The sequence below is a fragment of the Clostridium chauvoei genome (assembly GCF_002327185.1).
GTDB classification, from domain to species: domain Bacteria; phylum Bacillota; class Clostridia; order Clostridiales; family Clostridiaceae; genus Clostridium; species Clostridium chauvoei.
On sequence record NZ_CP018624.1, the window covers coordinates 490585 to 505744 of the forward strand.

At 27.2% G+C, this 15160-nt stretch carries 13 protein-coding genes and 5 tRNA genes; 13 read left to right on the plus strand and 5 right to left on the minus strand.

Features of this window, described 5'->3' with window-relative positions; genetic code table 11:
- Nucleotides 1-181: 181 nt before the first annotated feature.
- From BTM21_RS02240 to BTM21_RS02265, 6 genes are all read left to right on the plus strand, one after another.
- A complete protein-coding gene (locus BTM21_RS02240) occupies nucleotides 182-625 on the plus strand; it encodes a hypothetical protein (protein ID WP_021876348.1) in 444 nt (147 codons plus the stop codon).
- Nucleotides 626-705: 80 nt separating this feature from the next.
- The gene (locus BTM21_RS02245) at nucleotides 706-1659 is read left to right on the plus strand and encodes a YkvA family protein (RefSeq protein ID WP_079481554.1); all 954 of its coding nucleotides are present in this window, start codon (nucleotides 706-708) and stop codon (nucleotides 1657-1659) included.
- Between the two features lie 62 nt (nucleotides 1660-1721).
- Complete coding sequence (locus BTM21_RS02250) at nucleotides 1722-2651, plus strand: ribonuclease H1 domain-containing protein (protein WP_021876346.1); 930 nt, start codon at nucleotides 1722-1724, stop codon at nucleotides 2649-2651.
- 70 nt (nucleotides 2652-2721) lie between these two features.
- A complete protein-coding gene (locus tag BTM21_RS02255; protein ID WP_021876345.1) occupies nucleotides 2722-2895 on the plus strand; it encodes a YtxH domain-containing protein in 174 nt (57 codons plus the stop codon).
- 500 nt (nucleotides 2896-3395) lie between these two features.
- Entirely contained in the window at nucleotides 3396-4697 is a 1302-nt protein-coding gene (locus BTM21_RS02260) for a helix-turn-helix domain-containing protein (RefSeq protein ID WP_021876344.1), read from the plus strand.
- Nucleotides 4698-4717: 20 nt separating this feature from the next.
- The gene (locus tag BTM21_RS02265; protein WP_021876343.1) at nucleotides 4718-5980 is read left to right on the plus strand and encodes a helix-turn-helix transcriptional regulator; all 1263 of its coding nucleotides are present in this window, start codon (nucleotides 4718-4720) and stop codon (nucleotides 5978-5980) included.
- Between the two features lie 41 nt (nucleotides 5981-6021).
- Here BTM21_RS02265 and BTM21_RS02270 read toward each other — a convergent pair whose 3' ends face one another.
- Both BTM21_RS02270 and BTM21_RS02275 read right to left on the minus strand, forming a co-directional pair.
- The gene (locus BTM21_RS02270; protein ID WP_079481553.1) at nucleotides 6022-7437 is read right to left on the minus strand and encodes an MATE family efflux transporter; all 1416 of its coding nucleotides are present in this window, start codon (nucleotides 7435-7437) and stop codon (nucleotides 6022-6024) included.
- Between the two features lie 231 nt (nucleotides 7438-7668).
- On the minus strand, nucleotides 7669-9738 hold the full coding sequence (locus tag BTM21_RS02275; RefSeq protein ID WP_021876341.1) for a helix-turn-helix domain-containing protein: 2070 nt from the start codon (nucleotides 9736-9738) through the stop codon (nucleotides 7669-7671).
- A 229-nt stretch (nucleotides 9739-9967) separates the two neighbouring features.
- Here BTM21_RS02275 and clpB point away from each other — a divergent pair, with 229 nt between their 5' ends.
- From clpB to BTM21_RS02310, 7 genes are all read left to right on the plus strand, one after another.
- Nucleotides 9968-12568 (plus strand): ATP-dependent chaperone ClpB, encoded by a 2601-nt coding sequence (gene clpB / locus BTM21_RS02280; RefSeq protein ID WP_021876340.1) that lies wholly within the window; start codon nucleotides 9968-9970, stop codon nucleotides 12566-12568.
- Nucleotides 12569-12667: 99 nt separating this feature from the next.
- Nucleotides 12668-13681, plus strand: coding sequence for an amidase domain-containing protein (locus tag BTM21_RS02285; protein ID WP_021876339.1), 1014 nt, complete (start codon nucleotides 12668-12670; stop codon nucleotides 13679-13681).
- Nucleotides 13682-13823: 142 nt separating this feature from the next.
- Nucleotides 13824-13900 (plus strand) — tRNA-Arg (locus BTM21_RS02290).
- A 46-nt stretch (nucleotides 13901-13946) separates the two neighbouring features.
- Nucleotides 13947-14023, plus strand: a tRNA-Arg gene (locus BTM21_RS02295).
- Nucleotides 14024-14028: 5 nt separating this feature from the next.
- A tRNA-Gln gene (locus tag BTM21_RS02300) sits at nucleotides 14029-14103 on the plus strand.
- Nucleotides 14104-14107: 4 nt separating this feature from the next.
- Nucleotides 14108-14183, plus strand: a tRNA-Lys gene (locus tag BTM21_RS02305).
- Nucleotides 14184-14237: 54 nt separating this feature from the next.
- Nucleotides 14238-14312 (plus strand) — tRNA-Gly (locus tag BTM21_RS02310).
- A 63-nt stretch (nucleotides 14313-14375) separates the two neighbouring features.
- On the opposite strand, the gene BTM21_RS02315 is transcribed toward BTM21_RS02310, so the two are convergent.
- From BTM21_RS02315 to BTM21_RS02325, 3 genes are all read right to left on the minus strand, one after another.
- Nucleotides 14376-14558, minus strand: a complete 183-nt coding sequence (locus BTM21_RS02315) for an alpha/beta-type small acid-soluble spore protein (protein ID WP_021876338.1) — start codon at nucleotides 14556-14558, stop codon at nucleotides 14376-14378.
- 80 nt (nucleotides 14559-14638) lie between these two features.
- Nucleotides 14639-14821 carry an alpha/beta-type small acid-soluble spore protein gene (locus BTM21_RS02320; protein ID WP_021876337.1) on the minus strand — a complete coding sequence of 61 codons (183 nt, stop codon included), beginning with the start codon at nucleotides 14819-14821 and terminating at the stop codon, nucleotides 14639-14641.
- Nucleotides 14822-14897: 76 nt separating this feature from the next.
- Entirely contained in the window at nucleotides 14898-15080 is a 183-nt protein-coding gene (locus tag BTM21_RS02325) for an alpha/beta-type small acid-soluble spore protein (protein WP_021876336.1), read from the minus strand.
- Nucleotides 15081-15160 lie beyond the last annotated feature (80 nt).

The window sequence follows — 15160 nt, forward strand, 5'->3', positions numbered from 1 at the left end:
ATTATACAGATTTAAAACTTTAAGTCTAACGATAAACATATAATTTGCCAATGTAAGTTATGGATTAAATGGAAAAGCTAAAATAGAATCTTTTAAATTATTATTAAATAGAGTATACTTTAATTACGTTTTGTAAGTTAGAGATACTCAGATTATTATGTAAAGGGGATAAAGAAAATATATGATAAATAGAACTCAACTAACTGCAGAAGATATAAAATCTCTTCTTAATATTAAAGGAAAAGAGAAGGGGTTCGAGGTTACTAATATAGTAATAAACAGAACGTTAAATTTTGATGGAGCAGTAAGCGGAATACTAAAGGGAAAGGTTACAGGAAATGTAGGAATAAAAGGTATAGAAAATAAGAAATTAATAGTTGAAGTATTAGATTTAAAGCTATCAAGTTTTGGAATATTTAAAGCTAATACTAATTTATTAATGAAAGCTATATCAAAGATAGCTAAAGAACATGAAGTTGAAGTTCAAGGTAATAAATTTTTAGTACAAGTTGACAAAATAAAAGAAGAAATGAAAATGCTAGAAACTATTATAGAAGATATATATATAGAAAATGATCATTTAAATATAGTTGGAGAAAACTTGAATGATTATGTAATAGGATAATTAGAATAAAGGATAAAAAAGATGAATACTAAGATATGGATTTGTTAATTCATAGGAGTAAGTATAGAGGAGGATATTTTATGAATATATCGGATGTGAAAATAGGATTAACTGGAGAAGATTTATTAAGTATAATAAAAGAGTTTCTTAATATTGATGGACTTGAAATATCAGATATTCAATTAAAAAATGAAATAAATGTTACAGGAAGCTTTAATAAGGGTTTTAAGATTGATTTTATTGCAGGAATAAAGCTAGTTAGAATTGAAAATGGAATAATTCATGCAGAAGTATCTTCGTTTAAATTACTTAAAATAGGAATAGTTTCATTAATAAGAAAATTAGCTTTAAAATATGCATTAAAAGCTTTTGAAGAAAAGGGAATTCATTATGAAAAGGGTAAAGTTGTAATTAATATAAAGAAGATATTAAAAGATGTACCATATATAGATTTTGATATTAAAGATTTATATATAAGAAATTCTATATTAAATGTAGAAGTTAAAGATATAAATGTGTCAATTAAAGGTACACTAATAAAAGAAATAGAAGATGAAAAGGAAGTATTAGAGGAAAATACTTCTTTGATGGTAGTAAGTAAAGTAAAGGATAGTTATTCTTCAGGAAGACAGTATGCTATAGATAAACTACCTGAAAAAGCTAAAAAGATAAGTGATTATTTATTTATTATACCAGATATGGTTGCACTTATATACAGATTGTTAAAGGATAGAAGAGTTCCTATGAAGACAAAACTTATTATATCAGCAGCCGTTGCATATATTGCTTTTCCAACTGATATTATACCTGATAGTATTCCATTTATAGGGAAGGTAGATGAGTTAGCAGTAGCTTTTTTTGCTTTAGATAGAATAATATCAGGTGTGCCACTTTATATTATATTAGAAAACTGGGAAGGTAAGAATGATATTATTTTAGTTATAAAAAATATGATAGAATATGTAATAAACTTTACTGGAGCTAGAAATGTAGAAAAGCTTTATAATGTTTTAGATGAATTAGTTAGTCTTTAATAAAGGTTTTATGTTTATACAATAGTATAATTTAGTAGGATAAGTAAAAGGAGTACAGAAGTATGGCTAAAAAGGTATATGCTATAAAAGAAGGATTTGACTTTAGCACAAATCAAAAAGTTGAAAACAAGATAGTAAATACATGGGCAGAATGTTTGAAATATGTAAAAGGTGTTAAAGGAGCAAAGTATAAAAGCTTTGAAAAAATAGAAGAAGCAAAGCAATTTTTAACTGAAGCTAGTAAATTGTTGAAAAAAGGTATAGATAAATACCCACAGGATTGTCTACACATATATGTTGATGGAAGTTATAATTTAACTTCTAAAAAATACTCTTATGGAGTAGTGGCTGTTAGAAATAATGTAATAGAATATATAGATAGTAAAGCTTCTAATGATAGCTCGCAAAGTAATATTAGACAAATAGCAGGTGAGTTAGAAGGAGCAGTTAGAGGTGTAGAATATGCCTTAAGCAAAAATGATAGTAAGGTAGTTATTTTTCATGATTATGAAGGCATTGCTCATCATGCAACAGGTTTTTGGGAAAGAAGAGAAGCATCATCAATAGAGTATTATGATAAAATGAATAATTTCATGAAATCAGGTATAGATATAATATTCGTAAAGGTAGATAGTCACACCGGAGATTTCTTTAATGAACTTGCAGATGAAAAATGTAAAGAGGCTTTAGATATAACTTCAGATAGAGTAGTTGAAAATTGGTTACTTAAGAATAAAGTTATAGTTGATAATTTAAAGATTAAAAATCAAGTATTAACTTTAGCACCAAGTTGTGAATCTAATATAGAATTAGCAGATAAAAAGACAAATAAAGTAGAATCTAGCGAAAAGGTCGAATTTATAGATATTATTAATGAATTTGTTGTTAATGAAGAAAATGGTATTAAGTTAATAAAAAAATTACAAGAAGATAAAAAAGTCGATTTTATTGAGTATTTAATTAAAAAATTAAATGTTCCTAAAAATTCCTAGAGTAAATATTATCTAATTTGGATAACATAACAATGTAACTTTAATATATAAATATAAAGAGGTGTTTTGTATGGGTAGAATGATGAAAGGTTTAGCAGCTGGAATGATGGTAGGAGCTGCAGTAAGTATCATGGTGATTCCACAATTAGATAGAAAGACTCAAAGGAACATAAAGAGAACAGGAAGAAAAGCTATGGGAATGGCAGAAGATGCATATGATACTTTAGTAGGATATGTTAAATAATTCATAAAACGACATTTCAATTCAAAACTAATATATCCTAAAAAAGATGAGAATTTAGAATTCTCATCTTTTTTTGCCTTAAAATTAAATTTCATAGGTTTAATTACAATCTTATACAAACCATTACAAATATTAAAAAAGTGTTAATAAATTTTTAATTTTATGAGGATAAAAATTTAAAATTTATAAAATAACAGGTACTAAAATGATATTTTCTTCTTTTTTTTTTATAATAATTAAAAAAGCATCTAGTTTTATTAACAAAAATAATGGTATAATAAATAAACATAAAGGGTAAAAATTTAATTAAATAAAACAAAGTGCTTTGTACTTTACTTAACAAAATTATGTTATAATTAATTAAATATAATTAAACTTTAATTGAATAAAATTGGTTGAAAAATTAATTGAAAAGTCTAAAGGGGTATATGATGAATTGAAGTTTGATAAAGATTTAGTTTATTAAAAACAATGATAAGATTGAAAAGGAAGAGTGGATAATGGAGATTCTTGCATTAGGAGAAAAGATTAAAAGAAGAAGAAAAGAATTAAATATGACTCTTAAAGATCTTGCAGGGGACAGAATTACTCCAGGTCAAATAAGTTTAGTAGAATCAGGGAGATCCAACCCTTCAATGGATTTACTAGAATATTTAGCTGGGGAATTAAATACATCTGTTGAGTATCTAATGGAGTCAGAAGAGTCACAAGCAGAAAAAATAAGTATATATTATGAACAAGTGGCAGAATCATATATACTAGCAGGTGATCATACTGTAGGTGAAAAGTATATAGAAAACGCTTTATATTATGCGGAGAAATATAACCTAGAATATAGAAAAGCTAAAATATTATATTTAAGAGCTAAAATCTATATGTCAAAAGGTGAATTAGTACTTGCACAACAATATTTCTTATCATCAAATGTTATATTTATAAAAAATAACAATTACGAAGAAATAATTAATACTTTCTTAAACTTAGGAAGAATTACTTTACAATTAAAAGCTTATCATTCTGCAAATAGTTATTTAAGGCAAGCTGAAAAAGTGTATATAGATAATAATATTGGGAATGATTATTTATTAGGAGAGATATACTATTTTATGGCTCAGTCTTATTTCAAGACAGATAATATAGGTAAAGCTATGGATTATTCATTTCTTGCTAAAAGTAAATTCGATCAAGTTAATAATAGAAATGAATATGCTAAAACACTTTTATTATTATCAGAAGAATATAATAAGAAAGGTGATTTAGCAAATGCTATAAAGTACTCACAAAAAACTTTGGAAGTTTATAGAGAATTAGAAGAACTTACAAATGTTTCAGATATAGAAAACAATCTAGGAAAACTATTCTATGAATTTGAAAATATAGAAGAATCTTTTAAACATTATGAAGTTGCTAAAGAAATTAGAATAAAGAAAAAAGACGATAAATTAGTAGAAACGTTAATTAATATATGTGAGAATTACATTAAAATAAAAAATATACCTAAGTGCGAAGATGTATTAAAAGAAATAAATGGGTATCTTAAAGAAGACGATATAGCTGGATTAGTAGAATATAATCTTTTATGGTATAGAATTTATATAATAAAAGAAATGCCAAAAGAAGCTGAGTATATATTATTAGATACTTATAATTTAGCAAAAGCAAATGATTTAAATAAGAAGGCAGGAGAAATTGCTATAATGATAGGTAAATTCTATATAGACAATAAAAAGGACTTTGAGGCTGCTAAATATTTAGATGAAGGAGTTAATGTTTTTAGGAAAATAGGCATTCTTAAAAACTAACTCAGATACGGGGGTTATGAATGGAAATATTATCAACTGGAGAAAAGATTAAAAGGTCTAGAGTGTATCAAGGCATTACTTTAAAAGAATTATGCGGAGACAAAATATCAATTTCTAAAATGAGCTGCATAGAAAATGGTAAGATAAAAGCAGATACAGGAATTTTATCCTATATAGCAAAAAAACTTGGGGTAGACTATAATTATTTAGTTCAAGATGTTCATGAGCAAATTATAGCGAATTTAGAATTATTAAGAAATAATTTAGTTAGTGAAGACGAAATAAGCGATTTAATTCAACACAATTTAAGTTATGCTATAGATTATTCTTATGATGATTTAGCTTTTGAACTTATACATAGATTATTTAACTTCTATGTAGAAAATAATAAAGTAGAAAAGATACAGCTTATAATATCACAGTATTATGATTTATACCAAAAAAATAATACTATTGAAAATACTATTGCTTATTATAGAGATATGGCAATGTTCTTCTATAGTATAGAAGAGTATATGGAAGCTATAAATTACTATAATAAAATAAGAGAAATAATTATAGAAAAGAACGTGGAAGATAAAGCTATATATGCATATACGTCATATAGAGAAGGTTTATGTTATGAAAAATTAAACAATATAGATAGTGCTTATAATTGTTTAAAAGAGGCTATTTTAAACATAGATAGTATAGATGACAATATGGATAAAGGAGATATTTATCATTCTTTTGCCACATTAAACATAATGCTAAATAAACCTGAAGCGGATACTTACATAGAAAAAGCATATGAATATCAAAAAGAAAATCCAATGGCACTATCAGTAGCAAAAGGTAAAAACGGAAAATGTTATTTCTATATTGGAAATAAAGAAAAGGCCATTGAAGAAATAAAAGAAGGCATAGAACTTTTTCCAAAGGATAACTCAAAGAAGTATGTTAGATTTTTAAATGATTGTATACAGACTTTCTATAATAATGGAGAATACAACTTAGCTTATGAGCTAACAGATACGGCATTAAATTTAGCAATTAACACAGAAGATATAGTATTAATTGAAGAAGCTTATTATTTAAAGGGAATGACATTACAAAAGTTAGATAGATATAGAGAAGCGGAAGTATATATGAATCTTTCTTTAGACTCTTTATTTAAGTTTGCAAATAAAGAAAAACGCTATAAAAGATATTTAGATATGGCACAAATGTACTATAAATTAAATGAAACTAAAGATGCATTAAAATATTTTACTCTTGCAATTAAGATGGAAGAAAGTAAATAACAAAAAAACCTCTGTTTTTTAAGACAGAGGTTTTATTTTTTTCAATAATTATTAAGAATACTTTTTCTATAAGAAACTTTATAGCTAGCTTTTTTATTATCTATTCTAGCTTTTCTCATAAAATAAAGTGAGGTTAAAGCTGATATAGCATCAGATACTGGATAAGCTATCCAAGCACCAGTTATACCCATAAATTTTACAAGTATAAATGCAAGTGGTATAAATAAAACCAATTGTCTATATACAGATAATAAAAAGGATAATCTAGCTTCATTTATTGCTTGATAATAATAAATACACATATAGTAAATACCGGCACTAGGTAAAATAGAAATACATATTCTAAAAGCATTAACAGCGACTGATAAAAGGTGTGAATCAGTTAGGAAACATCCTAAAATACCTTTTGCAAATATCATAAGAATAAGCCAAAGTCCTAGAGAAGCTATCATTAGATAGGATCCTCCAACCTTTAATACCTCATTAATTCTTTTAGTATTAGAACATCCATAATTATAAGCGATAATAGGTTGGATTGCAGAACTTATACCTATTATAGTTATAAACATAAACATAGATACCTTAGTAATAACCCCTACAATAACAATTGCATCATCTCCACCATGTGAATATAAAAGATTATTTAATAATACCGCAACAATTGCATCAGAAATTTCAATTATAAAACTTGAAAATCCAATAGAAACTATAGAAAATAATATTCCAACTTTAAATTCATCTTTAAAACTTGTATTTGATTCAGTAGCAGTTTCATTTAAGTTAGTAAAAGCAAAAATCTCTTTAACTTTATTAAAGGAGTATAAGACATATAATAATGCAATAATTTGAGAAATAACAGTGGCTATTGCAGCACCTTTAATACCCATATCAAATTTTGCAACAAGTATAAAATCTATGATTATGTTAATTACAGCTCCTAATGAATTTGAGTAAAGAGTAATTTTAGCATTTCCGAAGGCTGTCATTACATAAGATAAAACAACGCTAATGCATTGGAAAACTCCACCTATGAGAATTATAAGAATATAGTCTTTAGCTAATGGATAAAGCATATCAGAAGCACCTAATGCTGAAATTACGGGTTTTCTAAAGATAAATATAAGAAAAGAAACTGATGTTAATACTACAAATGTAGTAGTTAATGAAGTTATAAGAGCTTTTCTAAGATCTTTATAATTTTTTTCACCGAGACTTCTAGACATAAAAGTAGAAGTACCTACAGCTATTAATAATCCTAATGCAATTAATAACCTTTGAATAGGAAAGGCTACAGTTAATGCTCCAATTGCACTTGGGCCTATATATCTTCCAACAAAAATTGTATCAACCATATTATAAAGTTCTGAAACAAATAAGGAAATTGTAATAGGCAGTGCCAGTTTAAAAATTGCTTTGCTTATCTTTTCAGATGTAAAAAGCTTGTTGTCAATTCCCACAATGACCACCTCGTATTAAATATTGATAATATATCTGGAATAAAGAATAATCCTCTCATAATATATCAACCCCTTTGAAAATTTCTATCATCTTAATATAAGTATACTCTTAATAAGCCTTTATTTTAATTAACCAAAATGCTGACTTAAAAGGTACAATTAAGCTAAATAGATTCATGGATAAAAAAGGAAAAAGTACAAAAACACCATTGAAAATGGTATTTTTGTACTTTATTTAGTACTTTTTATTAAAATTAGCTTAGCTCCATAACCTTTTAGTTCAGTAATTATGTTTAGAATGGTATTTTTTTTCGAATATTTAAAATCAATTTTAGGAAAAGATGCTTTGTGAAGAATCTCTTTCTCTTCTTTATTTAATCTATCTGGAGATCCCATTGAAAGCCAGTAGTTATAAGAAGAACCTATTTTTTCATTAACTTCATAAGTAATTATTCTAGAAGAATGTTTTATATTTACTATATTTAAGGAAAATTTCTTTTTATATACCTTACCTTTTCCTCTCTTTTTATATAAATCATTATAGTCAGCTAAAGAATCTAAATCATCATTATGGGAATATAAAAGGATACAATATTCATCTTCTTTTTTTGTAACAATATAACCGTTATCTAGAGCTACAATTTCATCTCCAAGTTTACTAAGGAGATAGTATGCATAATAAGAAGGTTTTCTTATTCCCATATCATTAACTATACCAGGAGCGCCTATAAATACTTCATTAGTTAAGCTAGTTTCTTTTTCTAATACATCAAAGGCTCTTAATTTATCTAATGAATTACCTTTAAATATTATATTATGAATTATATAAGGAAGCATAAATGCTGTATCATAAATTCTATTACGATTGTTATCATAAGAACTAAAGGAAGTTTCAATAACATCTAAGTTATATTCATCTTTTAGTAAAAGTGTTAATTGTTCCTTTATTTCTTCATTAATTTCAGAGGAAAATTGAAACTTAAAATCCACTATATCAATATATTCGATTTCAGAAAAATACTCAAAAAAACTATTAAGTATATGAATATATTTCTGGGTATCAAATAAAATGTTATCTAAGACTATAAGTGGTTTTAAACCTATATAATCTAAAAATTCTATAACGCTTTTAGCTTTATTCCAATTATAAAATTCAGAATTGGGGAATACCCCCATATCGCTATTGAATAAATTTTCAATTCTACCATAATTAAAATGAACTTCTTCTTGGATTTCTTCTAAAATGTCCTTATTATCTTCGATTAATAAATCAAAAGAGTCTCCAAGATTTATTATTTCTTTATATTCTTTATTAAATTCCTTTAAAGTATCATCCATATTTATATGAATTTTCCACAACTTATTTTCATAATTAAAACGGTCATAATCTTCTAAGTCATAGGAGATATAATCTAGAGCTTCAGATAAAGGGAAAATTTCTGTGATTTTTTGTTTTTCAAATTCTTCTTCAGTTAATTTATTCTTCTTCCTATATTGAAGAGGAGTGCAATTATAGTAAATTTTAAAGTTTTTATTTAAATATCTTACATGAGAAAATCCAACTTCATCAGAAATATCGGAAATACTAAGATCGGTATCTAATAATAACTTAACAGATTCTTCAACACGAGTTAAATTAACTAAATCAGTAAAACTATAGCCAGTAGCATATTTAATTTCATGAGATAGATAGTGTGGACTTAAAAACTCTTTTTTAGCTATATCCTGAAGTGTAATATTACTATCATAATTATTAAATATATATTTAGATATTCTATGATATCTAGCTAATTGATCAGCCTTTTCCTTTAATTCTTCTTTTTCATAAGTTAGATAGTGAAAGTTGTTAATTAAATGATAAAGTAAATCAACTAAAGTCGCTTCAACAACTTCATCATAATCTTCTGTTTTTTGAACAGTTTCACAAAGAATTCGAGATAGAAAAATTCTAAAATCATCATACTCTTCGCCATCTTGAGCATTATCATCACTAGTATTTGTGTAAAAGAAAATATTGTTTATATCTTTATAATACTTTTCAAAAAAGTAAGGATCGATATGAAATACAAGAACTCTATTATCTTCATCACTATGAATTCTATGAGCTTCTTCTACATTTATTATTTCCAATTCTTTTTCTAAAATCTCAAAAGAGTCAGTATCTATATTAACTTTAAGACTTCCTTTAAGAACATATAAAATTTCTATAGAGTTATGCCAGTGAATAGGATATTCCTTTATACTTGTATAAGTAATTTTTACAGGTAAATCCGAAGGATAATTTATATATTCTCTTCTCAAAAAATCATCACCTTCTAAAAATAATAAATTTAAATAAACATATAACGGATTTATATTTTTGTTAAAAGTTTATTAATAGTACTATTATAACCTAACGAGGACAAATTGAAAAATTGGTAAATATTAAAAACAAAAAAAGACTAAATTTACTTTGACTTTCTTTGACTTTTGTATTAATATTTAAATATAGTAAAAAATAATAAGGTAAGAGATAGGAGGAACTAGAGAGATGAATATTGAAAAAATGACTTTAAGAGTACAACAAGCACTAAATGATGCTAGTTTAACAGCAGTAAAATATAACCATCAACAAGTGGAGGTAATTCATTTATTTTCAGCTCTAGTTGAACAAGAAGATGGATTAATTCCAAACATTCTAACAAAGATGGGAATACAAGTTAAAGCATTAAAAAATGAAATAAATAAGAATTTAGATAATATGCCTAAAGTGCTAGGTGAAGGGGCTAATTCTTCAGGGGTTTATGCAACAAGACAAATAGAAGAAGTTTTAGTAAAGGCTGAAGAGATATCAAAAAGATTTGAAGATTCTTATATAAGTGTAGAACATGTTATGCTTGCAATAATTGAAGTTGATAAAAATGGTCCAACTAAGAAGTTGTTAGATAAATTTAATATTAATAAAGATAATTTTATGAGTGTACTAGCAGAAGTAAGAGGAAATCAAAGAGTAGAAACACAAGACCCAGAAGGTACTTATGATGCGTTAGGAAAGTATGGAACAAATCTTACTGATTTAGCTAAAAAGCATAAATTAGATCCTGTAATAGGAAGAGATGAGGAGATACGAAGAGCAATTAGAATTCTTTCAAGAAGAACTAAAAACAATCCAGTTCTTATTGGAGAGCCTGGAGTTGGTAAAACAGCAATTGTTGAGGGGTTAGCAGAAAGAATAGTAAGAGGAGATGTACCAGAAGGTTTAAAAAATAGAGTAATATTTTCATTAGATATGGGAGCATTAGTTGCAGGAGCTAAATATAGAGGTGAATTTGAAGAAAGATTAAAGGCTGTATTAAAAGAAGTTCAAAGTAGTGAAGGAAGAATAATTTTATTTATAGATGAAATTCATACTATTGTAGGAGCTGGAAAAACAGAAGGTGCTATGGATGCAGGTAATTTAATTAAGCCATTACTTGCAAGAGGTGAGTTACATTGCATAGGTGCAACTACTTTTGATGAATACAGACAATATATTGAAAAAGATAAAGCTTTAGAAAGAAGATTTCAACCTGTAATAGTTGAAGAACCAACAGTGCAAGATGCGATTTCTATATTAAGAGGATTAAAAGAAAGATTTGAAATTCACCATGGAATTAGAATTCACGATTCTGCAATAGTAGCAGCAGCTAAGCTTTCTGATAGATATATACAAGATAGATATTTACCAGATAAGGCAATAGATTTAATAGATGAAGCTGGAGCTATGATTAGAACAGAAATAGATTCTCTTCCTACTGAATTAGATAAAATAAGAAGAAGACAATTCCAATTAGAAATAGAAAAAGAAGCGTTGACTAGAGAAAGTGATGAAGGTTCTAAAAAGAAGTTAAAAGCTTTAGAAAAGGATATAGCAGAGCTTAAAGCTAAAAATGATGAAATGACTGCAAAGTTTGAAAAAGAAAGAGATGCTATATTAAATCTTAGAGATTTAAAATCTAAGTTAGATGAAGCTAGAGGAGAGTTAGAAATAGCTCAAAGAAATTATGATTATAATAAGGCTGCAGAAATTCAATATAGTGAAATTCCAGGAATAGAAGCGCAAATAGTTGAAAAAGAAAAAGAAGTAAAAGAAAATTATGAAGGGGCTTTATTAAAAGAAGAAGTAACAGAAGAAGAAGTATCACAAATTCTTTCAAGGTGGACTGGAATTCCTGTAAGTAATTTATTAGAAGGTGAAAGAGAAAAACTTCTAAGATTAGAAGATGAAATGCAAAATAGAGTAATAGGACAAGAAGAAGCTATTACATCAGTATCAAATGCTATATTAAGAGCTAGAGCAGGATTAAAGGATGTAAATAGACCAATAGGATCATTTATATTCTTAGGTCCAACAGGAGTAGGTAAAACTGAACTTGCTAAAACTTTAGCTAGAAACTTATTTGATTCAGAAGAAAATATAATAAGAATAGATATGTCTGAATATATGGAAAAACATGCGGTGTCAAGATTAGTTGGAGCGCCTCCAGGATATGTAGGATATGATGAAGGTGGTCAATTAACAGAAGCAGTTAGAAGAAATCCATATAGTGTAATATTATTTGATGAAATTGAAAAGGCACATGAAGATGTATTTAATTTATTCTTGCAAATATTAGATGATGGTAGATTAACAGATAATAAAGGAAAAACAGTTGATTTTAAAAATACAATAATTATAATGACTTCGAATATAGGAAGTAGCTATCTTTTAGAGAATACTGAAGAAAATGGTGTAGATCCTAAGATAAGAGAACAAGTTATGAATGAAATGAAATTAAGATTTAAACCAGAATTCTTAAATAGAGTTGATGACATAATAATGTTTAAGCCTTTATCAGAAACAGGAATAAAAAAGATAATAGATATATTCTTAATGGAAGTACAAAGTAGATTAAAAGATAGAAATGTTAAATTAGAAGTAACAGATAGTGCTAAAGCAATTATGGCTAGAGAAGGATATGATATAGTGTATGGAGCGAGACCACTTAAGAGATATATTCAAAATACTCTAGAAAATAATTTGGCAAGAAAGATTATAAAAGGTGAAATTACTTATGGTTCAAAGGTAATTATTGATGGATTAGATGATGAAATAGTTATAACAGTTGAATAGTAAATTGTATTTATAACTGGAAATTTTAATTTCCAGTTATATTTTTTTTATAAAAAAAGTATAACTATTTTAAAGACGTAATAATTTAGGAGGTAAGATATGAAAAGTAAAAAATCTATATTTCCATACTTTAGGATATTTAGAAAAAAGAAAAATATTTATTTAAATAATAAAACTATAGAAGATGTAGAAGAAGTTTTGTTAGGTTATTTTAATAAATGTATAGAGAATGAGAGAAAATTAAAATTAGTGAAAAATAAATATATATATCCTAATAGCATTTTAGAAGAGTATAATAAATTACATTATTCAGCGCTAATAGATTTATATAGTTCTATAAAGGCTAGAGCTAAGTTTTATCATGTGTATTTAAATATAAATTCTATTAATAGAAGAGGAAAAACAATTGAAGTAGACGTAGATAAAATAATAAATATAAAATATAAAAATTCTAAAGTATTAACAGAATATAAAGATAATCATTTAATTTATCTAAATGATAAAAATGGAGAGTTATTTGTTAGTAAAGATATAAATGAAGAAGGAATGAAAGCTAGAGAAGTTTTTAATACTATTGATTCTTATGAGGAGTATATTAAAAATAAAATAAGAGTTACTAAAAAGAATAGATTTAATTTAAAATCTAAAGTAAATAAAAAAATAGTAAATAAAATAGGATATAGACATTCAACATATGATGGGACTAAGGCGGCAAAATGGGCTAGTGATAATTGGAATGCATTAGAAGAGTATGAAGGAAATGATTGTACTAATTTCGTTTCTAAAGCATTAAATGCTGGTGGTCTCTCCATAGATAGCATTTGGAAACCTGGAAGCTATGCTTGGATAAGAGTTATAAGTTTAAGAAATTGGTTGGTTAATACAGGGTATGCAAAAGAGTATAAAAGTAATAATGAATTAGAATTAGGAGATGTAGTACAATTATATAGTAGATCTAAAGATAAATGGTCTCATTCTACAATAATTACTTCTATAGATAGTGATGGACAAATTTATGTATCTGCACATTCATATCCTTATCATAATAGACCATTGTTTTCATATTATCCTACATATGCCTATGCCAATATTCGATTTTTAAAGATAACATAAGGATAATAGATGTTATTTTGTTAAAGGTTAAATATGATTTAGTATATTCTGACTTTTTTTTATTTTGGAACTTTAATTTTTTTGTTAGAATATGTTGACAAGACATACCTTTAGGGGTTATGATATACAACGTAATGTGCATGCGGCTTTAGCTCAGCTGGATAGAGCAACGCCCTTCTAAGGCGTGGGCCAGGAGTTCGAATCTCTTAAGCCGCACCAAATGATTTGATTAAGTTATTGCTTGTTAAATCATTTAAAGTTACTTGCGTGTTTAGCTCAGCTGGATAGAGCAACGCCCTTCTAAGGCGTGGGCCAGGAGTTCGAATCTCTTAACACGCACCACACGCTGGGATATCGCCAAGCGGTAAGGCACCGCACTTTGACTGCGGTATTCGTAGGTTCAAATCCTGCTATCCCAGCCATTTAGGTTTACTAGCTCAGTCGGTAGAGCACTTGACTTTTAATCAAGGTGTCCGGGGTTCGATTCCCCGGTAAGCCACCAATTTAATGCTAAGTTATTTAATATATAAGAACTCAGTTTTACTGAGTAATTCGTGCGGAAGTGGCTCAATGGTAGAGCGTCACCTTGCCAAGGTGAATGTTGCGAGTTCGAGTCTCGTCTTTCGCTCCAAAAAAAGAAGTGTAGACTATTCTACACTTCTTTTTGTTTATGTCAATTGAAATTGAGTCAATATTACTTGATACCTGATTCGTATTGTTGAACCATTCTCTTAACCATTTCTCCACCAACGCTACCGCATTGTTTTGAAGATAAGTCTCCGTTGTAGTCTGTAAATGGAACTCCCATTTCACTTGCAACTTCATTCTTAAATTTTGCTAATCCATTTTTGGCTTCTGGTACTAATGTCTTTGCCATAATTAAAACCTCCTACGATTCCAATATTAATTATTGAAATCTCCTAATTATTTTAATATTTAAATTTATATTACAGTCTATTATTTAAGTCCTGATTCGTATTGTTGAACCATTCTCTTAACCATTTCTCCACCAACGCTACCGCATTGTTTTGAAGATAAGTCTCCGTTGTAGTCTGTGAAAGGAACTCCCATTTCGCTTGCAACTTCATTTTTAAATTTTGCTAATCCATTTTTTGCTTCTGGTACTAATGTTTTTGCCATGATAAATTCCTCCTAAAAATTTAATATTAAAATTAAACTTATTATTGTTTTAATTCTAGATGTTTAAACTTTGATGTTACTTGATACCTGATTCGTATTGTTGAACCATTCTCTTAACCATTTCTCCACCAACACTACCGCATTGTTTTGAAGATAAGTTTCCGTTGTAATCAGTGAAAGGAACTCCCATTTCACCTGCAACTTCATTTTTGAATTTGGCTAGTCCGTTTTTAGCTTCTGGTACTAATGTTTTTGCCATTTTAATTCCCTCCTTAAAACTTTAAAAAGTTTTTTTATTTGCTAAGCTTTTCTGCTTTGCATTATTATATTGTGCAGAAT